Origin of the sequence: Chitinophaga sp. XS-30 (assembly GCF_008086345.1) — a bacterium.
GTDB lineage: Bacteria > Bacteroidota > Bacteroidia > Chitinophagales > Chitinophagaceae > Chitinophaga.
Genome location: NZ_CP043006.1, coordinates 2,693,684 through 2,717,469, shown reverse-complemented (window position 1 = coordinate 2,717,469; position 23,786 = coordinate 2,693,684). Strand labels below are relative to the sequence as shown.

At 52.6% G+C, this 23,786-nt stretch carries 20 protein-coding genes; 4 read left to right on the top strand and 16 right to left on the bottom strand.

Annotated features, from left to right (window positions below):
• Nucleotides 1-5 precede the first annotated feature (5 nt).
• The 3 genes from FW415_RS11205 to FW415_RS11195 all read left to right on the top strand — a co-directional run bounded on the left by FW415_RS11205 (nucleotide 6) and on the right by FW415_RS11195 (nucleotide 4,672).
• A complete protein-coding gene (locus FW415_RS11205) occupies nucleotides 6-1,439 on the top strand; it encodes a RagB/SusD family nutrient uptake outer membrane protein (RefSeq protein WP_148384829.1) in 1,434 nt (477 codons plus the stop codon).
• Between the two features lie 81 nt (nucleotides 1,440-1,520).
• The gene (locus FW415_RS11200) at nucleotides 1,521-2,465 is read left to right on the top strand and encodes an ABC transporter ATP-binding protein (RefSeq protein ID WP_148384827.1); all 945 of its coding nucleotides are present in this window, start codon (nucleotides 1,521-1,523) and stop codon (nucleotides 2,463-2,465) included.
• Nucleotides 2,462-4,672, top strand: coding sequence for a Gldg family protein (locus tag FW415_RS11195; protein WP_148384824.1), 2,211 nt, complete (start codon nucleotides 2,462-2,464; stop codon nucleotides 4,670-4,672). The genes FW415_RS11200 and FW415_RS11195 overlap by 4 nt, the downstream gene beginning before the upstream one ends.
• A gap of 68 nt (nucleotides 4,673-4,740) precedes the next feature.
• Here FW415_RS11195 and FW415_RS11190 read toward each other — a convergent pair whose 3' ends face one another.
• The 3 genes from FW415_RS11190 to FW415_RS11180 form a co-directional block, all read right to left on the bottom strand.
• A complete protein-coding gene (locus FW415_RS11190; protein ID WP_148384822.1) occupies nucleotides 4,741-4,974 on the bottom strand; it encodes a helix-turn-helix domain-containing protein in 234 nt (77 codons plus the stop codon).
• A gap of 335 nt (nucleotides 4,975-5,309) precedes the next feature.
• The gene (locus FW415_RS11185; protein WP_210420861.1) at nucleotides 5,310-7,628 is read right to left on the bottom strand and encodes a M1 family metallopeptidase; all 2,319 of its coding nucleotides are present in this window, start codon (nucleotides 7,626-7,628) and stop codon (nucleotides 5,310-5,312) included.
• A 15-nt stretch (nucleotides 7,629-7,643) separates the two neighbouring features.
• On the bottom strand, nucleotides 7,644-8,231 hold the full coding sequence (locus tag FW415_RS11180) for a HupE/UreJ family protein (protein ID WP_148384819.1): 588 nt from the start codon (nucleotides 8,229-8,231) through the stop codon (nucleotides 7,644-7,646).
• A gap of 85 nt (nucleotides 8,232-8,316) precedes the next feature.
• On the opposite strand from FW415_RS11180, the gene FW415_RS11175 reads away from it, so the two are divergent.
• The gene (locus tag FW415_RS11175; RefSeq protein ID WP_246859004.1) at nucleotides 8,317-8,766 is read left to right on the top strand and encodes a DUF6702 family protein; all 450 of its coding nucleotides are present in this window, start codon (nucleotides 8,317-8,319) and stop codon (nucleotides 8,764-8,766) included.
• Between the two features lie 7 nt (nucleotides 8,767-8,773).
• Here the strand turns inward: FW415_RS11175 and FW415_RS11170 are convergent, their stop codons facing one another.
• The 13 genes from FW415_RS11170 to FW415_RS11110 all read right to left on the bottom strand — a co-directional run bounded on the left by FW415_RS11170 (nucleotide 8,774) and on the right by FW415_RS11110 (nucleotide 23,755).
• Nucleotides 8,774-10,063, bottom strand: coding sequence for a phenylacetate--CoA ligase family protein (locus FW415_RS11170; RefSeq protein WP_148384815.1), 1,290 nt, complete (start codon nucleotides 10,061-10,063; stop codon nucleotides 8,774-8,776).
• 10 nt (nucleotides 10,064-10,073) lie between these two features.
• Complete coding sequence (gene acpS, locus FW415_RS11165) at nucleotides 10,074-10,445, bottom strand: holo-ACP synthase (protein WP_148384813.1); 372 nt, start codon at nucleotides 10,443-10,445, stop codon at nucleotides 10,074-10,076.
• 207 nt (nucleotides 10,446-10,652) lie between these two features.
• Nucleotides 10,653-12,329 (bottom strand): C45 family peptidase, encoded by a 1,677-nt coding sequence (locus FW415_RS11160; RefSeq protein WP_148384810.1) that lies wholly within the window; start codon nucleotides 12,327-12,329, stop codon nucleotides 10,653-10,655.
• Between the two features lies 1 nt (nucleotide 12,330).
• Nucleotides 12,331-13,839 carry an NAD(P)/FAD-dependent oxidoreductase gene (locus FW415_RS11155; RefSeq protein ID WP_148384806.1) on the bottom strand — a complete coding sequence of 503 codons (1,509 nt, stop codon included), beginning with the start codon at nucleotides 13,837-13,839 and terminating at the stop codon, nucleotides 12,331-12,333.
• Nucleotides 13,832-17,695 (bottom strand): trifunctional MMPL family transporter/lysophospholipid acyltransferase/class I SAM-dependent methyltransferase, encoded by a 3,864-nt coding sequence (locus FW415_RS11150; RefSeq protein WP_148384804.1) that lies wholly within the window; start codon nucleotides 17,693-17,695, stop codon nucleotides 13,832-13,834. The genes FW415_RS11155 and FW415_RS11150 overlap by 8 nt, the downstream gene beginning before the upstream one ends.
• Nucleotides 17,695-18,873 (bottom strand): DUF2062 domain-containing protein, encoded by a 1,179-nt coding sequence (locus FW415_RS11145; protein WP_148384802.1) that lies wholly within the window; start codon nucleotides 18,871-18,873, stop codon nucleotides 17,695-17,697. The genes FW415_RS11150 and FW415_RS11145 overlap by 1 nt, the downstream gene beginning before the upstream one ends.
• 3 nt (nucleotides 18,874-18,876) lie before the next feature.
• Entirely contained in the window at nucleotides 18,877-19,239 is a 363-nt protein-coding gene (locus tag FW415_RS11140) for a 3-hydroxyacyl-ACP dehydratase (protein WP_148384799.1), read from the bottom strand.
• Entirely contained in the window at nucleotides 19,239-19,856 is a 618-nt protein-coding gene (locus FW415_RS11135; protein WP_168208776.1) for a hypothetical protein, read from the bottom strand. The genes FW415_RS11140 and FW415_RS11135 overlap by 1 nt, the downstream gene beginning before the upstream one ends.
• Nucleotides 19,843-20,472 carry an outer membrane lipoprotein carrier protein LolA gene (locus tag FW415_RS11130; RefSeq protein WP_148384795.1) on the bottom strand — a complete coding sequence of 210 codons (630 nt, stop codon included), beginning with the start codon at nucleotides 20,470-20,472 and terminating at the stop codon, nucleotides 19,843-19,845. Before FW415_RS11130 ends, FW415_RS11135 begins: the two co-directional genes overlap by 14 nt.
• Nucleotides 20,465-21,253 carry a polysaccharide deacetylase family protein gene (locus FW415_RS11125; protein WP_148384793.1) on the bottom strand — a complete coding sequence of 263 codons (789 nt, stop codon included), beginning with the start codon at nucleotides 21,251-21,253 and terminating at the stop codon, nucleotides 20,465-20,467. The genes FW415_RS11130 and FW415_RS11125 overlap by 8 nt, the downstream gene beginning before the upstream one ends.
• Nucleotides 21,247-22,302, bottom strand: a complete 1,056-nt coding sequence (locus FW415_RS11120; protein ID WP_148384791.1) for a beta-ketoacyl synthase N-terminal-like domain-containing protein — start codon at nucleotides 22,300-22,302, stop codon at nucleotides 21,247-21,249. The genes FW415_RS11125 and FW415_RS11120 overlap by 7 nt, the downstream gene beginning before the upstream one ends.
• A gap of 5 nt (nucleotides 22,303-22,307) precedes the next feature.
• Entirely contained in the window at nucleotides 22,308-23,498 is a 1,191-nt protein-coding gene (locus tag FW415_RS11115) for a beta-ketoacyl synthase (protein WP_148384788.1), read from the bottom strand.
• Complete coding sequence (locus FW415_RS11110) at nucleotides 23,495-23,755, bottom strand: phosphopantetheine-binding protein (protein ID WP_148384786.1); 261 nt, start codon at nucleotides 23,753-23,755, stop codon at nucleotides 23,495-23,497. Before FW415_RS11110 ends, FW415_RS11115 begins: the two co-directional genes overlap by 4 nt.
• Between the last annotated feature and the right edge of the window lie 31 nt (nucleotides 23,756-23,786).

The following is a 23,786-nucleotide window of genomic DNA, read 5'->3' as shown; positions in this document are numbered from 1 at the left end:
GAATCATGAAGAAACTACATCTGTATATCATCATCTGCATACTAACGTTATCCGGCTGCACGAAGTTTCTGGATATAAAACCGAAAGACAAATTCATCCCGGCAACCGTGGCCGACTACGAGAATATGCTCAACTCCGGCACCATTGTGAACTTTGGCGATTACTTCTGGGACCTCCTGTCCGACGACGCTTTCCTGCCGGAAGGAGAACCGGGCAACCTGTACACCAAGCAGCAGTTGTGGGGCCGGCAGATCTATACCTTCAACTCTTCTCCGTACGAGCAGGGCGCCAATGATTTTCTGTGGAGCGAGGGTTATAAAAGGATCTTCTACTACAACAGCATCATCAACAACATCATGGAGGCTACTGAAGGATCGGAAGCCAACAAAAAAAGTGTTCGCGCGGAGGCTTACCTCGGCCGCGCGATGGAACACCTGCAACTGGTGAATGTGTACGCGCATCATTACGATGCCGCGACAGCCGCCTCTGAGCCGGGTATACCCATTGCAACGATCGCGGACATTAATGCGAAGTTTGTAAGGAATACCGTGAAGGAAGTATACGACCAGATACTGAGCGATGCCAACGCCGCCATCGCTGACCTGCCTTTGAAAAATAAACTGACGAAATTCAGGGCCGGCAAAGCCGGCGGGTTTGCACTGCTCGCCCGGGCTTACCTTTTCATGGGGGACTACGTTAATGCAAAAAAGAATGCTGACTCCGCACTATCCCTGCAAAGCGAACTGGCCAACATGAATGATTACAATATCATTATCCCCGGGCCTTTCCCGAATGTGCCGGGAGCGCCGCTGGGATGGACGGACATACCGGATGGGCAGCTCAATCCCGAAACCATCGTGGCCCGGCATTTCCTCCGGCCATTCGGACTGGGCATGGATGTGTGCGCCTCTCCGGAACTGAGCGCCCTCTTTACAGATGACGATAAACGCTGGACATTATACTACGCTGATGGATGGCCGCCCGCACCGCCGTTCAATTACATGTCGAGGTACGGAGTGAAGCTTTTCCTGCGCGGAGATTATTACAGCAACTATCTCAATGTGCCGGAAATGTACCTGATCCGCGCGGAATGCCTGGCGCGTGACAATAAACTGAGAGATGCGCTGGCCGATGTCAACAAACTAAGATTGAACAGGATCACTCCGGCTGCTTATGAGGTCTTTGCGCCGGAAGACTTCGGCAATGATGCAGAACGCGTGCTGCGTTTTGTGCTGGAAGAAAGAAGGCGGGAACTGGCGTTCACAGGGATGCGGGTCATTGATCTGAAGCGCCTGAACAAAGAAACCCGTTTTCAGAAAACCATCCGGCATACCGCCGAAGGCATCGAGTACGAATTGCTGCCAGGCAGCGATAAGTACCTGCGCCAGCTGTGGCCAACCGCCACTGCGTTCAACCCGGACTGGCCGCTGAACCCATAAATACTTCCCTGTCTTCCCTATTCCATGATGACGCCGGTTATTCCGGCGTCATTCACTTCCTATTGACTAATTAAATCGCACATGCAAGACAACATCGTTAAAATTGAAGGGCTGTCACACCGCTACAGCAAAGACTGGGCGGTGAAAGATGTCAGTTTCGAGATCAATAAAAAAGGTATTGTAGGATTGCTCGGCTCCAATGGCGCGGGTAAATCCACTACCATGAACATCCTTTGCGGCGTGTTAAGCCAAACCCAGGGGCAGGTGCTGATCGAGGGTATTGATATGCGAACGCACCCGGAAGAGGCCAAGAAAAGGATCGGTTTTCTCCCGCAAAATGCGCCGCTCTACCTTGAACAAACGGTAGATGAATACCTCAACTTCTGCGCACATCTCCGGCTGATAGAGAAACGCCGGATAAAAGCGGCCGTGGATATGGTAAAGGAAAGATGCGGCGTAGCGCATTTCAGCAAGCGGCTCATCGGGAACCTTTCCGGCGGTTACCGGCAAAGGGTGGGCATTGCCCAGGCACTCATCCATAAGCCATTGCTGGTTGTGCTGGATGAACCCACCAATGGTCTCGATCCCAACCAGATACTGGAAGTGCGGCAGCTGATCAAAGAAATAGCTACCGACCGTGCCGTGATCTTCTCTTCGCACATCCTTTCGGAAATACAGGCTACCTGCCAGGATATCATTATGATCGAAGGCGGGAAAATCGTGTTCAAGGACAGTATGGCATCATTCAACAATTACATCGAACCGGACAGCCTCATTGCTACGCTGGAAAACCCGCCGGAAGAAAATGAGCTGAGAGCCATCAAAGGCATCAAAGCGGTTGAATTCCTGACGGAGAAAACCATCCGGTTACGATTCGAGCCCGCTGCCGACATCGCTGAAAGCATTGTGGAAACAAGCGTTCAGCGGAGATGGCGCCTGAAGGAAATCATGCTGGAGAAGAGTTCGCTCGATGCCATCTTCGCACAGCTATCCAATAAAAAATCTAAACCCGCCCAACAACCATGAAATTAATCATCAGAATAGCCCGTCAGGAACTGAGCCTGCTGTTCCACTCACCGGTAGCCTGGCTCATTTTAATTGTGTTCCCCATACAGATCGGGGTGAATTTTATATACTATCTGCAAATGATAGGCAGGGCGCAGCGAATGGGCAATCACTTCTCAGATGTCACCGCCATGGTATATGCCGGCCTGCAGGAAGGGTTTTACCCCGGTGTAAAGAGCACGCTGTACTTTTATATCCCGTTGTTAACCATGGGGCTGATCAGCCGGGAAATGCACAGCGGTTCCATCAAACTGTTGCTATCCTCTCCCATCAAGGTCAGGGATATTGTGCTGGGAAAATTTGTCGCCATGATGGGATATGGCGCTCTGCTGCTGGTCATCATTTGTTTATATGCTATCTCCGGTTCATTCTTTATTGAGCATATCGACTGGACGCTGTTAATGTCCGGCGCGATGGGATTGTACCTCCTGATCTGTGCCTACGCGGCCATCGGGCTGTTCATGTCTTCCCTCACCACTTACCAGGTAGTAGCGGCTATCAGTACATTGGCGGTGCTGGCGGGGCTTAACTTTATCGGCGGCCTGTTCCAGGGCAATGATGCCGTGCGGCATATCACCTATTTCATGTCCATTGCAGGCAGAACAGAACAATTTATTTTCGGGTTGATCAGTTCGCAGGATACGGTGTACTTTTTCATCGTGATCGGCTTTTTCCTGGCCATCACCGGCATGCGGCTGCAGGACCAGCGGGAAGCAAGATCAACCTTTGCCCGTACCGCCAGGTATCTCGGGCTGACGGGACTATGCTTCCTGATTGGCTATATCAGTTCTCTCCCGGCCTTCACGGGTTATATCGATATGACAGCTACCAAAACCCATACGCTCGGCCCCCAAAGCCGTGAGCTGATCGGGAAAATGGATCAGCCGCTGAAGGTCACCACCTATGTAAACATCCTCGATAATAATTACTATCTCGGCGCGCCGGAAAAGAAAAGCGCGGATGAACGGATACTCACGCCCTACCGCCGGTTTATGCCGGATATGGAAATGGACTACGTGTATTACTACGATTTTTCCAACAACAAAGGGCTCTATAAAAATTATCCGGGCGAAAGCGATGCTGCCATCGCAAAAAAAGTAGCTGATATACAGGACCTCAATTACAAAAAAGTGCTGCCGCCGGAGGAGATCAAAAAAACGGTGGACCTCGGCCCGGAAGAAAACCGTCTCGTGCGGCTGCTGCAGTATGGCGACAAAAAAACCTTCCTCCGGTATTACAATGATGTCAGGATATATCCCACCGAGCAGGAATTTACCGCGGCGCTGAAAAGACTGGTAACGCCATCTGAAATTCCGGTTATCACCTTCGTTACGGGCAATGGGGAAAGAAGCATTACCAAAGCAGGCGATGCGGCATTCAAAATGTTTGTGAATGAGCTGACCTTCCGGGGCGCGCTGATCAACCAGGGATTCAATGTAGATACGGTGAATCTCGCCAATGCCGATATTCCGGCCGCTACTTCCGTGCTGGTGATCGCAGATCCCAAAACAGCTATTCCGCCTGTGGCGCAGGCCAGGCTGGATGAATATATTGCCAGCGGCAGGAACCTCTTTGTGATCACGGAGCCGGGATCGCAGGAGATACTGCGGCCTGTATTGCAGCAACTGGATGTGCAGGCGGGAGAAATGCCGGTGCTGGAAGAAAGCCGGGATTATGCGCCGGACTTTATCCTGTCCCGTTTCACGGACAGCGCCGGGAGCATAGCGCCCAGGCTCGCTGCGTACAAAGCGGATAGTGCCGTGGTATCCATGGTAGGCGCCGTAAGCCTTCAATACGGGCAGCAACAGGGTTTCCATACTATTCCCCTGCTGGTGTCGAAGAATGGCCAGGCATTGGCTATTGCCGCCGAAAGAAAAGTGCAGGGCAAAACGCAACGGATCATTGTTGCCGGTGATGCGGATTTTATGAGCACCGGTGAACTGGGGCGCCGCAAACCGTATATATGGAACCAGCCGATGATCACGGAAATGTTCCGCTGGTTTACATATGGAGCGTTCCCGGTAAATACCGGCGCTATCAAATCAAAAGATGTGATCGATAGTGATGACAAGGGCATTCTTATGATGCGGGTATTTTTCTTCGGGGTGATACCGGGGTGTCTTTTGATCTTTGCAACGGTGCTGTTGATTTACAGGAAGAGAAGGTAGAGGATTGTGTTTTTAATTTTTTTGGACAGCCGGTTATAGCCGGCTGTTTTTTTTATGCGGGAGGCTGATTAAAATCCTTCTATATCCAGCAATTTCTTCGGTGGTACATCCAGCACATGTGCGAGTTTTAAAAGAGTTGTGAGGGTGATGTTTTTCTCCCCTCGTTCGATTTTGCTGATGACGCTGCTATCCAGTTCACCGGTTACATGCAGCTCCAGTAATTTAGCCTCTTTGGATTGCCTTATTGCTTTCACATGACTTCCAAATTCCTTCAGCTTTTTTTTATCTTTTGCAGAAAGCATATCAAAAATAATTTAAAAAACCTGGGCTAAAGGTACCTCCGAAGTGGCTAACCTATATCAGGACAAGACCAAAAGTACTTCCAAAACACAAAAAGGTACTCTCGAAGTAGTTAAAAGTACTTCCGAGGCACAAAAAGATACCTCCAAAGTGGCTAAAAGTACTTCCGAAGTGGTTAAAAGCCCTTAAGATGTATAAAAAGGCAGCTTCTAAGCGGAAATAAGGGCTTCAAGAGGGGGAAAAAGTAGCATTTAAGCAGATACAACTACGATAAAGGTAAAATGAAAACGGTCAGTGCAGATAGAAGCACTGACCGTTCTATGATATGCTGCATCCCTTACTGCCGCGCCCGCTGCATCGGGTTCCCTCCGTTGGAGGTCCCCCGCACCGGGGCCTGCATCCTGAACAGCTCAAAGCGGGATGGTACGGCCTGCCGGGGCCAGTAATTATTCAATTCATCTATATCCGCCGTTTCCCGGTAAGGGTCGAGGCGAATGGATACTACCTGTTTATCTTTCGCGAATACCTTGGTGACATGATTTTCATTATGCCGCCAGATATAGGCGGAAATACGGTCTACCTCTTTTGTACCATCCGCGAACGTCCACTCAATGATCAGGGGCATAACGTTGCCGCCTACATTGGAAAAGCTCAGCTGGTAAAAGTTCTTTTTGCTTTCGTACAACCGTTTTTCCTCGGGGCTGAGCGATGCCTGCATGTTGTTGTAGGCTTCGGTCTGGTCCGGGGTAACGGCGTAGCGGTCCCATTTGTTATAAAAGTCCTGCAGGCTGGTATCCTGCTCTATGGCGAATTTCATGCCTGCGGCTTTGTTCCGTTCCTGCGCGATGTGTTTGCTGTTGCGTTCGGCAACGCTTTGTTCCGCAGGGTTCTCCACCGCGGGATTCTTTGAATCCATGCGATACCATTTCACGCTGTCCAGCGCAATATCCACCGGTTCAATACCAAAGAACCATCCTCTCCAGAACCAGTCCAGATCCACGGCGGACGCATCTTCCAGTGTGCGGAAGAGGTCTGATGGCGTGGGATGTTTGAAGGCCCAGCGGCGGGAATATTCTTTGAAGGCATAATCAAACAGTTCCCGTCCCATGATCGTCTCCCGGAGGATGTTCAATGCGGTGGCGGGTTTTGCATATGCATTCGGACCGAATTGCACGATGTTCTCGGAGTTGGTCATCACAGGCTCCAGCTGATCTTTCGGCATACGCATATAATCGGCGATCAGGTGAGCGGGGCCGCGGCGGGAGGGATAGTTATTATCCCATTCCTGCTCGGCAAGGAACTGGCAGAAGGTGTTCAGCCCTTCATCCATCCAGGTCCACTGCCGCTCATCGGAGTTCACGATCATGGGGAAGAAGTTATGCCCTACTTCATGGATGATCACGCTGATCATGCCGTATTTAGTGGCTTCGGAATAGGTGCCGTCTTTCTCCGCGCGGCCGTAGTTGAAGCAGATCATGGGGTATTCCATGCCGTTGGCGGCTTCTACGGAAATAGCCACCGGATAAGGGTATGCGATGGTGTGTTTTGAATATACCTGCAGCGTGTGGGCCACTGCCTTGGTGGAATAGCGGCGGTACAGCGGATAGGCTTCCTGGCCGTAATAGCTCATGGCCATCACTTTTTTGCCTTCCACGTTGGTAGCCATGGCATCCCAGACGAGGCGGCGGGAGGAGGTCCAGGCGAAGTCGCGGACGTTCTCTGCTTCGTAGACCCAGGTCTTTTTACCGGAAGCCTTTGATTTCATGGCCTCCTGCGCTTCGGCCAGGGTCACCACTTCCAGCGGTTCGGTGGCGGACTGTGCATCCTGCCAGCGGCGGAACTGCGCGGGCGTGAGCATTTCTTTATAGTTGCGGCATTCGCCGGTGGCGCCGACAACGTGATCGGCCGGTACGGTCATCCTTACCTTGAAATTGCCGAAGGTCAGGGCGAACTCCCCCCTGCCGGTGAACTGTTTGTTCTGCCAGCCCTGGAAGTCGGAATACACGGCCAGCCGCGGATACCATTGCGCCATGGTGTACAGGGCGTTGCCATCTTCCTGGAAAAATTCATATCCGCCGCGGCCGCCGAGGGTCATGCGGTTGGGTATCTTGTACCACCAATCCACCTGGAAGCGCAGTTTTTCACCGGGCATCATCGGTTTGGGGAGGTCTATCCGCATCATCGTCTGATTGATGGTATAAGGCAGCGCCTTACCGGAAGCATCGGTCACTTTCACGATGTTCACCCCATGCCCCTGCTCCATGCCGAGCAGGTTATTGAGCTGGCGGGTGCTCATCCTTTCATTCATTTTGCTATCATCGAAGCTGTTGTTGTCGCTTTTCGGATCATGCTCGTTTTCGTCCAGCTGCAACCAGATATAGGTCAGCGGATCGGGGGAATTGTTGTAGTAAGTGATGGTTTCCTTACCGTCCAGCCGGTGCTGCTGCTCATCCAGCTCGGCGGAAATATCGTAGTCGGCCCGCTGCTGCCAGTATTTTGGTCCGGGTACACCGGAAGCCGAGCGGTAAATATTCGGATCAGCCAGCAGGTAACCTAATTGTTCGAAGCGGTTACCGTGATTGGACCCGGGGTTTTGTGCCTGCAGCAGCATTGGAGCGGCTGTCAGCAGGCAGAGCAAAAGCTTGTGCCTTATCATGCGATTCAGATTTTTTTATTGTGTTAACGCGCCCAGTCTCTCCAGGCTCATCATAAAAGCAATGCCAAAGATAGCGGCGGACACGAACTTCGTCCATTCCCGCTTATTCACGCCGGCGATCCCCACCATCAGCTGCGCCAGCACCAGCAATACCACTACGATCACTATCTGCCCGAATTCCAGCCCGAGATTGAATGCCAGCAGGGGCTGCAGGATATCCGCCTGGGAACCGAGCATGCTTTTCAGGTAATTGGAAAAGCCCATGCCGTGTATCAATCCAAAGAACAGTGCGAAAAAATAGTTGAGGCGCATGCCCGCGGGTTCACCGGATCTCCTGAAAATATTGCCCAGTGCCGTGATCACAATGGTAACCGGGATCAGGAACTCGATGAGCGCAGACGGCACTTTGATCACGTTCAGCACACTCAAGGCCAGTGTTACCGAATGCCCCACGGTGAATGCCGTCACCAGTACCAGCACTTTTTTCCAGTCATTCAGCAGATAAACCGCGCATAGTGCAAAAACAAATAATATATGGTCGTACCCGTTTAAATCGAGAATATGTTGCCAGCCTTCCTGAAAATACAAGCTGAATTCCTGCATGGCATAGATTTTTGTAACTTCGTAAATATAAAATTTTAGCAGGCAAATGGGTGTTTTTTTATGTAAATGGTTATTACCGGTATGGATGAGTGCGGTCCACCCTTTTTACCTGAGCGTTACGGAGATCCGGTACAATGCGCCGCGGCAGGCGCTGGAGGTGAGTTGCCGCATTTTTGCGGATGACCTGGAGAATGCATTGAAAAAGTACAATCATACTACGCTGGATGTGATGAAGCCATCCGACCGTCCGGCGGTGGACTCCATGATATCCCGGTATCTGCGGCAGCATTTGCGGATAAAGGCCGATGGCAGAGATCTTGCGCTCCGTTATTTAGGCTACCGTATTGAGGACGATGCGGCCTGGTGTTTCCTGGAAGTGCCTGCCCTGCCGGTTATTCGCCAGCTGGACCTGCAGAATGATATTTTGTATGCGGAACATGAAACGCAAAGCCATATGATCCATACCGTTGTGCAGGATCAGCGGAAAAGCGTGAAGCTGGATAATCCGAAGAAGGATGCCAGTTTCCGGTTTTAGGGGAGGATCACCGGTTGTCCACAAACTTCACCGGCTTGCGGCTTCCCTCCGGGAATTGCATCTTCAGTATCTCCTGCACTCCGCAATATTTCACCTGCGGTATCACCCGCAGCTTCGCCTGCAGATAGGATTTTATCCGCCTGTCTATATCCTCGGATTCCTCCACCGGCGCCAGATGCAGCAATATCTCATCCGTACCGATCTCATTGGAGAACACTTCCACCACAAATTCCTTCACTTCCTCCATATCACTTAACAGGTCGTACAACGCAGGCGGGTAAAGCGTTGTGCCTTTATACTTGATCATCTGCCTGCGGCGCCCTATCACCGGGGACAGGCGTTTGGTCTGCCTGCCGCAGGAGCAGGGCGCTTCATCATACTGGCAAATATCGCCGGTCTTGTAACGCAGCAGTGGCATGGCCTCTACGCCTAAAGTCGTGATAGTCACCTCCCCCGGCGTTCCCGGAGGCACCGGCTTGTCGGCTTCATCCAGCAATTCCACGATCAGCAGCTCCGGGTGGTGATGCCCTCCCTGCCCGGCTTTACATTCCGTGAAAGCGGTTTGCATTTCGGTGGATGCGTAGGTGGAGAACAGCTGGATATTCCATTTATCGGTGATCTTTTTACCGAGGAGGTTCAGCGAAAAATCCACATTGCGGATATTCTCCCCGATGCAAACAACCTTTCTCACGGAAGATGCATTGACATCGATCTGATGCTCTTCCGCAAAGGCGATCAGTTTGAGGATAAAGGAAGGAACGGCTACGATGGTGGTAGGCTGGATGCGGCGGATGTTCTCCCATTGCAGGGAAGGCACCCCCGGCCCTACGCGCAGCACACCGGCGCCAAGTTTCCGGATACCGGAATAATAGGCCATCCCGGCCATGAACTGCCGGTCCAGCGTCAGCATAAGCTGATAAATATCTTCATCCGTTCCCCCGGCGCAGGAAAAGGAAATATACTCGTTATAGGTCAGCCGGTCGAGATCCTTTTCCGTAAGCGGAATGATCACCGGTTTACCCAGTGTGCCGGAAGTGGTGGTATATTCCGCGATCTTGCTTTTATCCACACAAAGGAAATCCCAGTTACGCTGCTGCAGGTCTTCCTTCGTAACGGTCGGGATGCGCACCAGGTCTTCTATGCTCCGTATTTCGTCCGTATTCACCTGGTGCAATGCGAACCATTCCTTGTAAAACGGTGAGAACTGCCGCAGGTAACCCAGCAGATGCTGCAGCTCCTTGGCCTGGAACTGGCGGATGGCGGCGGGGGATTGTAGTTCGATGTCTGGTATGTACATAAATAGCTTATTACAGGATCACCACGGTGGCCATGGCAACGGACTTCACATGCGAAAGGGAAACGAATATGGAGGCGATGCGGTATTGCGACAGGAGTGACCGGGCCTTGCCTACCAGGTGTATTTCCGGTTTGCCGGCCTCATCGTTCCTGATCTCTATCTCGTTGAAACCGATGCCGCTACCTGCCCATCCGGTGCCGAGGGCTTTCAGGAAAGCCTCCTTGGCCGCGAAACGGGCGGCGTAGCTTTCGTATTTGCCGGCCTGTTTCTCGCAATAAGCGATCTCCAGCGGTGAGAACACCAGCTCCCGGAAGCCCTGCCCTTTTTCTATTTTGGCAGTTATCCGGTCTACTTCAACGATATCTGTACCGATGCCTTTCATCTGTTCATCTTTAACTTTTTACGGGCCAGATGGAATTACATTTCATCTGTTCATCTTTAACTTTTTACGGGCCAGATGGAATTACATTTCATCTGTTCATCTTTAACTTTTTACGGGCCAGATGGAATTACATTTCATCTGTTCTTGTTATTTTTTTTAGGGCCTGAGGCGCCCTGGAGCGTTTGTCTATGTGTGCTCCGCCCAGCCTCACAATCGCTCTCTGCACTGTTCTATCCGTTCCAATATATGGTCCTTTTCCGCTTTCGTAGCGATCTCTTTGGTCAATGCCTGCTCATAATATCTTTTAGCCTTTGCGTAGTCTTCCTGCCGGTAACAATAGTCTCCCGCCAGCACATAGGCGTGATAGTATTCCGGGTTATCCGCGATGATGCGCTCCACGTCCACCGGCTGCTTGTCCACCACAGCGGCCTTTAGCGACCGGAAGTTCAGGAATCTGCGGTAGTCCGCCGTTTGCAGGAAGGTATCCGCGGGGATGATGTTCGTGCTGTCATATATCTCCCTGTCGTCCTCCAGTCCGTTCATCGCAAATACCTTGTTCAGATCATAAGCTACGAATTCCCCAAGCTGCCAGGGCGCGGTAGATACCCAAACTTTCAGCTTTCCCGGTTCAAATACGATGGAATGATGCGCGATCAGCTGGTTGATCGCCTTCTCGTTCCCCATCCCGATATCCGCACCGTTGATGCCCTTTCTGTCCCGTAGGATGGCAATCGTTTTTTCCACGGTATTTTTTCCCTGCTGCCGCAGCAACTCCTGCAGGCGCTGATACCGGTAAGGCGATGCGCTTTCCGCTAATTGCTCGCGGTTGGCCGCTGAGGCGCCCAGCGTTTTGCTCTGGAAGTGATTGGCGCAGGATATTTCGTTGCCTCCGGGATCATAAATAGCCAGTTCCTCCGGTGTTTTTTCTATGATCGCGGCGCGGTTGTCCAGAGCGGAGCCGACCAGGAAAGATTCCGATACGGACATCTTCCTTTTCCCGGCAATGTCATATGCTTCCTGAATGTTCTTTGCATATTGCAATATCTCCCGGGCCACCAGCGATACCGGGGTGGCGGAGCCGGAGGGCATTTTCGTTTTGGCGGCGTTGATGGTGACGGTCAATCCCTGATCGTTCATGCCGGACACCACACCGGTGAACCCTCCCCAGGTTACCATCATGAAACGGTAGCCCTGATCCGGTTTGTAAAATGCAATGATCTTGTCTTCCGCAAATTTATCGCCCACATAAAAATCGAAATTCCGGCCGATAATCAGACTGCTGTCTTCCGAGCGGTCGTTCCAGGTGCCGAAAGATGTGCATCCCACCAGCGCCATGCTTTGCAGGGCGTGACCAATATCGTGCGCGGCATGATAGTTCATGATGCGCTGGTAATTGGTGCCGATGAAATCGTATTTATCCGATGCGGAAAAGGATACGCCGTAGATCTCTTCCTGGTATTCCTGCGGCACATTTTCCGCAAGATGGCGGTTGAACCAGCCGATGAAGTATTTCAGGAAATGCTGGTAGCTCCTGGAGGGGATCATTTTGCCGATCTGTTCCGTAAAATGATCTTCCTGCCGCTTTACCAGTTCCTGCGCGAGCTTACCGTATGCAACGCCTCGTTCAAAAGGCTTCCCTTCCACATATAGTTCATACAGCCCGCTGCGGCTTTTGCGGAACCAGTTATGATCAAGGGTGAAGGCCGTAGCGCTCAGTTGTGTGCGTTGCCATTCCAGGCTGCGCTTGTCCGCTATCTTCGGCGGCTGCATCCTGGCTACGCTGTAGAGGTAAATGAACAGGCCGATGATCAGCAGTATAAAAAAACCGGCCAGATATAAAAAGCCTTTCCATATTCCTCTCCAGATTTTCTTTGCTAATGCCATATTACGCTGTCTTGATCTCGTGCAACAATTTCTCCATGTCCAGCAGCTCTGAGCAGGTGACCACCGCGCTCATGGTGACGCCAAGGATGCCGTGCATGTTCAGGTTCTGGCCTGTAAGATACAAATTCGACAGTTTTGTGCGGGCCGCAATAAACGTCCGTAGCGGATCATTGCAGTCTTTCAGCACACCGTACATGGAGCCGTCCGTTGTGCCGATATAATCGCGGAAAGACAATGGTGTGGCCACATAGTAGTTCTTGATACACTGCCGCAGCACCGGAAAACGCTTTTCCACCATATCCAGCAGCTTTTCCGCCTTCCTTTTTTTGAACGCTTCATAGTCTTCCCCCCGGCTGGCCTCGCTGGAGGCAGTATTGAAGGTATCCGCCCAGGGCGCCACTTCGCTGATATTCATATACGCCATGATGGACAGGCCATTGGCGTAGCGATGGTCCTGCGGGTCCGGCGTGATGAACATGGAATAATTCCGCGGCCAGGTGTCTTCCGTATATTCATGCCCGGTCCACACATTATCCATATCATGGTAATAGTAATTGTAGTTCATATGCGGGAACATGCCGGGTTTCAGCGCTGCGTTCACCATCAGCACTGAATTGGTATTTTCCAGCGACCCGATGCGGGAGCGGTAAGCCTGGCGGATCACATCGCTCTCCAGCATGTCCAGCGTGCCGGCCGGATGCATATTGGAGATAAATTGTTTTGCCGTAAACCGTTCTCCTTTTGCCGTTTCCACGTAGGACACCTCTTTTCCCTCCGCCACAATGCGTTTCACTTCTTTATACCGCAGCAGGGTGCCACCATGCTCCGTAATGATCCTGGCCAGCCATTTACCGATCTGGGAACCGCCGTTCACGCATTTCCAGGAGCTTTCAATATAGCTGTTGAGCACCAGCGCATGCACGTACATGGGCGTTCTGCCTTCCACGCCGGCATACAGCGGGTTATTGCCTGCCAGTACCTGCGTGAGTTTCCTGTTGCTGCTCAGACTGTTGATATACTCCGCTGCATCGATGCCCAGCACGGATTCCTTCTCTTCAAAACCGCCCATCCGCAGGTTGTACAGCGGGAATTTATCGCAGATATGCCGCAGCATGGCGCAGTATTCCTTCAGTGCTTTTTCCTCACCGGGAAAATCGGCCAGCAGACCATTGATGAAAGCATCATAGCCCTGCGCCATTTTGTATTCCCGGGGATCACCGGCAAAAGCCACACGGTCGAAACAATCCAGGTCCAGCTGCTTGAGCTTCAGCTTGTCAATGATCCCCAGGTACTTGAATATCTGGTAAAGATTCTGCCCGGGAGCAAGGCCGCCAACATAGTGTACGCCGGAATCGAAAACGGTCTTGTCCCGGCTGAAGGTCTGCAGGCAACCGCCGATCTGCTGGTTCTTCTCCAGCACGCAGACCCTGTAACCGTTCCGGCTCAGGATCGCTCCGCAGGTCAATCCCCCGAGGCCGCTACCGATGATCACTACGTCGTAATTATGCATATTGCTCGCTGAATGAATGTTTGATGATAAAGATCACATTGGATGTGAATTTCGTATTGTCGATCTGCTCTACCGTAGCACCGTTCCGTTCCGCAATGGTACGCAGGGTGGATGAGGAGAAGAAGGACAGCGGCTCGTCGCCCGTCTTGTTAAACCGAAGCAGCCGGGTGCTGAACAGCTCGGTCAGCTTTGTTCCCTCATGCCGTTTGCCGAGGTCCGCATCCCCGTCGCGCACAATAATGACCCCGCCGGGATTGAGGTTGCGGATACATTGCTGCAAAAGCCGTTCCTGCGCCGCGGCCGGAAGGTAATGCAGCACGTCCAGCAAGACGAAGGCATCGTGATGCTCCAGTGTATATAACGTAATATCTGCCGTCTCGAAATGCAGATGCTCATTGCGAAGATAACAATGTTGCGCGGTAGCGATCTTGTCTTCATCATGATCCACACCGGTGATGCGGCGTTCAGGCGACAGGAAATGAAGCATATAGCTCATGAACCCGTAACCGCAGCCGATATCCATGATCTTCCCTTTCTTTGGCAGCAACTGGTGGAACAATTCGTAATTGTGCTCCATTTTTGTTTTGATGCGCATATACCATTCCAGCACAGGGCCTTTGTAGATATAATTGTAGATAAGCTGCTCCCGGAAGTAGGCCGGTGTTTCCTCTTCGCGGCGCAGGGCTTCATACTCCTGGCGGAAATAGCGGCTCACCAGTTTTGTGCGCGCACTGTAGTTATCTCCCCAGCGTTTGTCATCCGGTTTGATGCGCGGCAGGAACTTCATGGTCATGGTGCCGTTCTTCAGCAGGAAGTCGCCTTTGGACATGGTGTATGCCGTACCATGGATCACGGCGGGCAGGATATCCAGCCCCAGTTCTTCCGCAAGATAGAACGCGCCTTTATGGAACCGCCGCATGTTCGCGTCAGGCGAGCGCGTGCCTTCCGGATACACTACAATGGAATATCCTTCCCGCACCCTGTCCCGCAGTTTCCCGATGGCATCTTCCACACCTTCCGCTACGGGATAATAATCCGCCATCTTCACCACATACCCGAAAACCGGGGAATTGTACACCCACTGGTTCGTCAGCAATACCACATTCGGATGCATGGCGGTAGACATCAGGATATCCAGAAAGGACTGGTGATTGCTGATGACCACAGCCGGCTTTTTGAAATCCTCGCCTGTTGTGTGAATGGTTTTCTTCCGCGTATTGCCCATGATGTGCAAAATGCTCCAGGTGCATTTGGACAGCAGCCAGTGATAGATCCGCTTGCCTTTTTCCACATTGAAGGGATTCAGTTTCGTCAATACTGTTCCTGCTATCGTGAGCATAAAAGCGCCGAAGGTGAAATAGGCAAATGCAAACACCGAAATGGCCCAGCCGGTGAGGGTCCAGGGGGCATACCGCTTTTTTACGCGGTTGGTGATCAGCCAGTTGAAGAAAAACGGAATGAGCACCTGTGAGGTCAGCACCACACAACTGATGCCGATGATGGCGATCAGGGCGATAGAGCGGAGCGATGGATGTTTCGCGAAGATCAGCACGCCCAGTCCCAATATGGTAGTAACCGCCGAGAAGAAGATCGATGATTTGAAGGAAGGAAGGTGTTTGCTGCCGGTCTTGTATTCCTGCTGCAAGCCGTCCATCGTAAAGATGCTGTAATCATCCCCTAACCCGAAAATGAAGGTGGAGAGGATGATGTTGACGATGTTGAACGGAATGCCGAACAGCCCCATGATCCCCAGTATCCATACCCAGCTGATGAGCATGGGAATAAATGTGATGAGGGCCAGCTCTATGCGGCCATAGGAAAGCAGCAGTGCGGCGAATACCAGCAGCGAGGTCATCCAGGCGATGGTATTGAACTCGTCGCGGATGAGCTCCGCCAGCCGGTTGGCCGTATATTGTTTATCGAAGATCACCGTTTGCGGCTGGTTCTCCAAAGCCGTATATACTTCATCTTTCCGGGAAGGGTCCACTTTCAGCAGGCTGATCACAGTGGCCGCATCTTTCCTCACCGTAACAAAATCACTGAGCAGGTCTGCCTCCAGTAAGGCCGACTGCTCCGGCGGTATAACAGAAAAATCTTTCTTTAAAAGTTCCTCAAACTGCGCGAAGGCGGTGCTTTTGAACTTGTAGGCGGCGCCTTCCCGCTGCAGCGCACCGATCAGCTGTTCCTGCTTTTCGCTGGTCCAGTAAGCTTTCCAGCGTGCAATGCGGATGGCCTGCTCTTCTTCCGATAATAACAGCCCTCCTGCCCCGGACACCTTTTTCACCGCGCCGCTGTTCACCAGCGATTGTAAAACCGGCGCTGTGCGTTCCCGGTGTTGCAAAGCTGCATCCAGGTCGCTGCCTTCGGAAATGAGGTACACGGACTGTGCCGTGTAGGCGTTGATGTTATTCAGCTGCTGCTCGGCTTTCTGCAGGCGTTCGGACATGTAGTTCATCCGCATCATATCACTCTCAAAGCGTACATCCCCTGCGGTGAAGAAAAACACCACCGTAAGCAGCAGTATCGCATACACCAGGTATTTGTTGCGCTCCGGCCGCCAGTTGGAGAGTTTGTCCAGCCAGCCATGCTTCACCGGGGGCGCCGGCTGACGCGATACGATCAGGTGCGGCAATATAATGAGGGAGAAAAGCGCTGCACCTACGAGACTGAACGCGGCAAAAAAACCAACGTCCCGCAGCATGGGGGATTTCACGAACTGCAGGCAGAGGAACCCGCCCACCGTTGTAAAACTGCCCACCGTCATTGGTGTAGCCAGGTCTTTGATCACCTGCCGGATATCGGGCAGATGCCGGTAGTGGTTGAAAACGTGCAGGGAGTAGTTCACGGCAATGCCCAGCACCACACAGCCCGCGCCCAGCGCTATGACTGATATCTCACCCCTGATGAGGTATATCATTGCCAGGGAGAATAAAGCCCCGAACACCACCGGCAGCATCACCAGCAGCGGCGCCCGCTTTTTCCGGAAGAACAGCGCGATCAATACGATCAGCAGCAATACGGTAATGCCCTGCGTAAACAGCGTATCCTGCCGCAACTGGTCGGCATTGCCCACGGAAACCGCCGTGGCGCCGAAATAGCTGATCTGGCTGCCGCTGTGCCGCGATTGCACCGTATCTATCCAGCTGTCCAGCGTTTGCAGGAACCGTTTGTTCTCCCGTGTTTCATTCGGCGGATGAACGGGCGTGATGAACAGCAGCAGGTGACGATGGTCTTTGCTCATCACATATCCATCGTATAACTCGAACTGTTCATCCACCTGCAATTGCTGCAGTTTGCGGATGCCCAGCCAGGATATACCCACCGGATCGGCCTGGATCATTCTTTTCATCACCAGTCCTGCCGGGGAGATCAGCGTGTTATAATTTGATTCCATCGTCTGCCGCACACGCTCCGGTGTGATCAGCGAATCGATGGAAGCATAGTCTTTTTCTTCAAGGAACACCGGCAAATGGTCCTGCACCGTTTGCAGAAGGCCCATCATCATGGCGTCATCCGTCTGCCCCTGTATGGATTTGATGTAGGGTTGGAAATGCTCCTGTGCAAGCCCTTCCGTGAATTGCAACGCGGCAGCGGTGAGACTGTCCGGTTCGGCGGGAGCGGCAGTATCTTTCCGGGAAAGCATGATCACCAGCTTGTCCGCGAACTTCGAGCTTTGCAGGAACTGCCGCAGCTGATCTATCTTTTTGTCCTGCGGCAGAATGCGGGTAATATCCTCCTCCAGCCGGATCTGCGATGCCAGCCAGCCGGTGAGGGCAAAGCAGCTGAACATGAAAGCCAGCAGCAGCCATTTGCGCTTCGCAAAGAAGTTATAGATGGATATGAAGAAGATGCCCATTAAGCTGCCATTCTTTTCTTGCGGAAGATGGCCAGCAGCACGTAGGTTGCCAGTCCGGCCAAAGTCCCGGCCAGCACGGCCAGGGTTAAACTTCCGGTGATATACTGGAAAATATTCTGTTTCATGGATTCGATGCTCAGGTCTTTACTGAAGATCACCCAGGTGGCATCCTCCGAAACGTAGAGCCGCCCCATCAGAAAACTGAGGTACACGATGAGGGGGATCAGGGGAGGCATGCTGATGTTCGATGCGATCAGCACCAGCGCTTTGTTGAGCCGGAAGAAAGCGGCCAGCACCACTGCTGTGAGCATCTGGAAACCCCAGATCGGCACAATGCCCATGAACACGCCAAAACCGATGGACAGGGCTTTGCGGCGTGTTGTTTCTTCCGGGTTGAAAAGATAGGTACGCATCAGCTGGCGGAAACCGCCTTTACTGAAAAGGAACCGGATGAAATTACGCGGATGGATATACGCAAAGGCAATGGTCACCAGTACCGTATTCAGCACACTGATCCGGGAGAAATCCCGGAACGGGCGAAAGTGCGACACGCGTTCCTCCGCAGGCGGATAGTACACCTGCACCGGCACCCAGTCTATTTTAACGCCTTTCCAGGCACTCTTCACCAGCACTTCTATCTCAAACTCGTATTTGGTACAGGCAAAACGCATGTTGCGCATGGCATGCAGGGGATACAGGCGGTAGCCGGACTGGGTATCGGGCCCTTTCAGCCCCGTTTCCACATAAAACCAGAAGTTGGAGAACTTGTTGGCGAAAGTATTCTTGCCGGGCATGTTCTCCTGTTGCAGGTTGCGGGCGCCGATATAGATAGCCGTTTCCTCCTGCCCTGCTTTTTCGAAAAACACCGCAAGATCACTGGCATAATGCTGTCCGTCCGCATCCATCGTAATGGCATAGTCATATCCCTGCTCCAGGGCAAACCGGAAGCCCCTGCGCAACGCGATACCCTTTCCCCTGTTCGGCCGGTAAGCCAGCACGGACACTTCGGGGAACTGCTCCAGCACCTCCGCCGTATGGTCGGTAGCGCCGTCGTTCACCACGATCACATGGGGAGTACAGGCCAGCACATCCCGCAGCACATCTCCCAGCGTAGTTGCATTGTTGTACGTCGGGATCAGTACGCAGACGTTGCCATTATATGTTGGTGTCTCTGCCATGGTTCATTTAAACAGCCCCTGAAACTTCATGAACACGGTTGCTTCATGTTTGATCACGGCAGTAGCTTTGTACATGTCTTCCTGCAGCGCATACATGATATCCACGTTCACCTGCGGCTGCTGCACCGGATCGATCATGTTCAGGAACTTCATGTTCGCGGCCTTTTCCACCAGCAGCTTTTTACCGGTAACGCCGGATAAAAGCTCCTGGATGATCTGCATCATGCAAACGCCGGGCACTACCGGCTGCTCCGGAAAGTGGCCTTCGAAAATGGGATGCTGCGCGTTCAGGGCAATTGTGGTATGAACGGACTGTGCATCCGGTTGCTGTTGTGTGACGATGGTATAAAATTTTCCTGCTAACATTATTTTTCCACGCGTTGTGATGAAATATTGAACTTTACTTTTTTATGCTTTACCAGGATGCTGTCCGGTACCCCGTTCCTGTAATGCGTTAAAAACACTTCCACTACCGGTTTGCGGCGGGAGCCGTTCTCTACGCGCACCAGTTCCGTACAATCCGGGCTGGTGATGTAGTACACCTTTCCCTTCTTCAGGGGGAAGGCGGTGTAACGGTACTCGCCGTCCGTGAACACTTCCGCGGTGGCGGGGTCCTGCCGCATGAGGATCATTTCTATATCCTTCCGCAGGGTCTTCACCACGGCCTTCTTATCCATTTTCGGAAGGAGGTAATATTTGGTGAACGATCCATCCTTTCCGAATGCAAAATCAAAAAACTTCAGCCCCATTTCGCTGGCGAACACTACCCGCATGCTGCTGTCCTCCATCGGTTTGAATAACAGCAGACCGGAAAGATGATGCTGCAGGATATCCACCTGCGTGCTGTACAGCACCGTTTCCGTGATCTGCGGCCTGAATTTCCCGATGCAGTCCGCATCCCCTTCCGTGCGTTGCAGGGAACGGTAGGCGGAGCTGCACGAAGCCAGCAGGCAGCCAACAGCCAGGATGCTATTTAAGTGCAAAGACCTCATCCGGTATATTAATGTTCACTTCCCTGCCGGTAAAACTGATGGACGTATCGTCTCCCGAGCGTTCCTGCATGATGATCTTTACCACGGAAAGGTCTTTCTTGTCCACCAGCAACTGGATACCGGAAAAGAAATCCTTCATGTTCTTTGCCACAGGCGTCATATCCAGCCGGTAAAACGCGGCATTTTCATTCACCTTCGTGGTAAAGTCGCGATTATGCAGCACATTGCCCTGCACACAGTCCGCCGTGATCTTGCTGATCTGCTCGAACAGCTTGTTGCTGCGGGCGGAGATGTTCCGGTCTGTCTTGCTGTCTTTAATACGGAAATCCTTTCCATTGATCACCATCAGGTAATACGACGGAGAGCTGTACTCCATCCGCACCTTATTTTCTTTCTTGAACCAGAATTTCCCCTTGCTCACGATCTTTTCAGACAACATGCTCAGGTTCTTTTCCTGTACGAAATTACTCTTGATAGTACGGGTTTCCTGCGCGGCTTTTGCAAACTGTTGTTTGAACAGCTCCAGGTTGGCCACCGGCCGGAAGTCCTGCTGCCCGTGAGCATGGAGCGTAACCAGGCAGCAACATAACAAGATCCATCTACGCATAAGCTGGTACATTTAATAAATGATCGATACGCCGGATGGTGAACCCCTGCTCGCGGATGTGCCGGATAAGCGCGGGCAGTATGTTCACCGTAGCAGCGCTGGTATCGTGAAACAGGAAGATATCGCCGGGGCGGATGCTCCGGGTCACTCTCCCCAACAATTTCTCTTCTTCTTTGATGACGGTATCGAGGGAACGGATGCTCCATCCTACCGGGATGTATTCGCCTTTCCTGATCGCTTTGGCGAGGTTGGGATTAGTGACACCATAAGGCGGCCGGAACAGCCTGGGCCGTAGCCCGGTGGCGGAAACGATCTCTTCATCAGCTTTCCGCAGGTCTTCCGTCATGTTGCGGGAAGACTTTATATCAAACCAGAAATTGTGGGCATAGCTGTGATTACCGATAAGGTGGCCTTCTGCGTGTATGCGTTGCAGTAAATGCGGCCGTTCCTTCACACGATGCCCTATACAAAAAAAAGCAGCCGGCACTTGATGCTGCTGCAGGATGTCCAGTATCTGCGGGGTGTGATCGTCCACCGGCCCATCGTCAAAAGACAGGGCCACGGTTTTTTCGGTGATGACCGCGCGGGTATGCACGTTGATAAAATAATTGGAGCCTATGCGTGTGGCGCCCCAGATGGCGAGCCCAATGAATATTACCAGTGCGGCAGCTATCACTGCTCCCACAACCGGGTACGGCAGCGGGTACAGGAATTTGTTCACCAGCAATGCGGCCAGCACGGTCACATACAGAAGGGGATATATGACGCGGTATTTCAGCATGCGGACAATAATATAAATGAATGATGCGTGGTACGCTGATGGTTCCAGATCAGTATCCTCCGGATATTCCCCGGCGCTTCCCCCTTGAACATGGCAGCCTCCGGCACACGCTGACCGCGCAGGAAACCCGTAGCCATCCACAGCGCAAAAGCCGCCGCTGTAGGATATTCCCCGCACAGATGCTTGAACGCCGCCACCGGTGTTCCGGCAAACAGCGTTTGCTCCACGCTTTCGCAGTATGCATCCTCTGCCGCATTCCCGTTGCGGCCGGAGATCAGCAGATCCACCTCCTGCGGTTTCAGCCCGTGCTTTTGGAGAAACAACGCAAGCTGTGCGGCGGTTTCTTCAGCGGAACGGGGTTTATACAGCATTTCTATACCGGTCAGTTCTGCCTGTGATCTATCGTCCTTTTCGGCGGACAGCACAAAGAAGGCGGCGCCTTCACCGGCAATGGTGCCTTTTGTACCCGAATGCAGCAAAGCCGTGTTCTTTACCGGCCCGGACTTGTACAATCCAAAGCGGGAAAGGATAGCATGACTATAGTCCGTGATCTCATCCACCGCCCCGGCCAGCACTTTGCGCCCGGGTTGCTCATGGAGGTAAAGCAGGCCATCCTGCAACGCATTCTCCAGCGAGAAAGCGCCATGTACGAAAGTATTGTTGTAGGCATGGCAGCCGAGCAGCAGCGCTATCTGGCCACCCACCGTATTGTGCGTGCTTTGAATGAAAGCGGTGGGGGTAAGCATATCCTCATGCTGGGATACCAGCTTGCCCAGGAATACGCCCGTGTCCGCCAGGCAACCGTAAGCCGTGCCCATGATGATAGCATCAGGCATGCGGATACCGGCTTGCTCCAGGCTGATATGCGAAGCCGCCACACCCATTTTGATCACCCGGCCCATGCGGCGGATCTGTTTGATATCGATCCACTGTTTGTAATCCGGGTCCGCTACAGGCAGGCGGTTGCTTTCGTATTCCCGGATGGTGTCCGGAAAAACGTGGCTATCCTGTGCGGATACAGCGCCTGTGCCTTGTATATATGCCTTCATCTGTTTCACTTTGAAAAAACCAGGCTTGAGCAGTTACCGCCAAAACCGAAGGAGTTGGACATCACATGCTTCAGCTCATGGCCCCGGGAGAATGTCGTCACCGGGCTGAACGGCAGTTCCTTCATTTGCGTAGTGAACTGTGCGTTCGGGTAAATAATACCTTCTTTGACGGCATATGCGGAAAATACCGCTTCTATTCCTCCGCTGGCGCCGAGCGTGTGCCCCGTGAAGCTCTTTGTGGAGCTTACCGGCGGAAAATCTGTCTCAAACAGCCGTTTGATCGCCAGGCCCTCGGAACTGTCGTTATTCTGCGTACCGGTGCCGTGCAGGTTGATATAAGCGATATCCGCGGGCTGCAGGCCGCTCATATCCAGTGCGCCCTGCATGGCGAGGAAATTGCCCGTGCCATCCGGCGACGATGCCGTCTGGTGATAAGCATCATTCGCATTGGCAAATCCGCTCAGGCGGCACCAGGGTTTTATTTTCGCGGCCAGCTCTTCCGATACCAGCACCACGTATCCCGCGCCTTCACCGAGGTTCAGGCCGGTGCGCGTATCGTCGAACGGGCGGCATTTCTGCTGATCGAGGATCATCAGGGTATTGAAGCCGTTGAGGGTAAAGCGTGTCAATGCATCCGTTCCTCCGGCGATCACCACATCCAGCATACCGCTGCGGATCATACGGGCGCCATACATCAGCGCATTGGCGCCTGAGGAACAGGCGGTGCTGATGGTGGAGATATGATGCCGGACGCCCAGCGCATCGGCTACCAGTTCGGTAATGCTGCCGCATTCATGGTGCACTGTTTCCCGCAGGCGGCCTTTGCTGTTGTCTTCCAGGAAGGAGGTAAAGAAATGTTCCGTTTTGTCCATCCCGCCAACGGTGTTGGCGGACACGAAGCCGGCGCGATAGCCGGAGATATCCCCCAGCCCGGTACTTTCCCAGGCTTCTTTTGCGGCTATCATGCTCAGCAATGCGGTACGGCTCAGCTGCGCGGGCATTCCCGCACGCCGTGCCAGTTCATCGTTGCCGGCTTTCACTTCCACCACGGGAAAGGTTTGCGCATGCACAGAATGCAGGTGCTGCATGACAGCCATTCCGGGCTGCATCTTTTCAAACGCATCCAGGCATGAAGGCAGATCCTGCCCTATGCCGCAGATCACGCCGCCACCTGCTATCCATACATTTTTGCTCATGCATTTTTCTTTTGCTCCGTAATATATTCCGCCATCGTGCGTACGGAATAAAAGATATTCGGCCCGTCTTCCGGGTTGGCGATACGAATATTGTGATATTGCTGCAACAATACGATCAGCTCCAGCGCATCGATAGAATCCAGTCCCAATCCTTCTTTGAACAAAGGCTGATCATCTCCGATATCTTCCGGTTTTACTTCCTGCAAATTCAATTGCTGAATGATCTGGGCTTTCAGATCTGCCATCAACTTTTCCATAATATTTATTACAAGTACTGTTTTTTTTGTG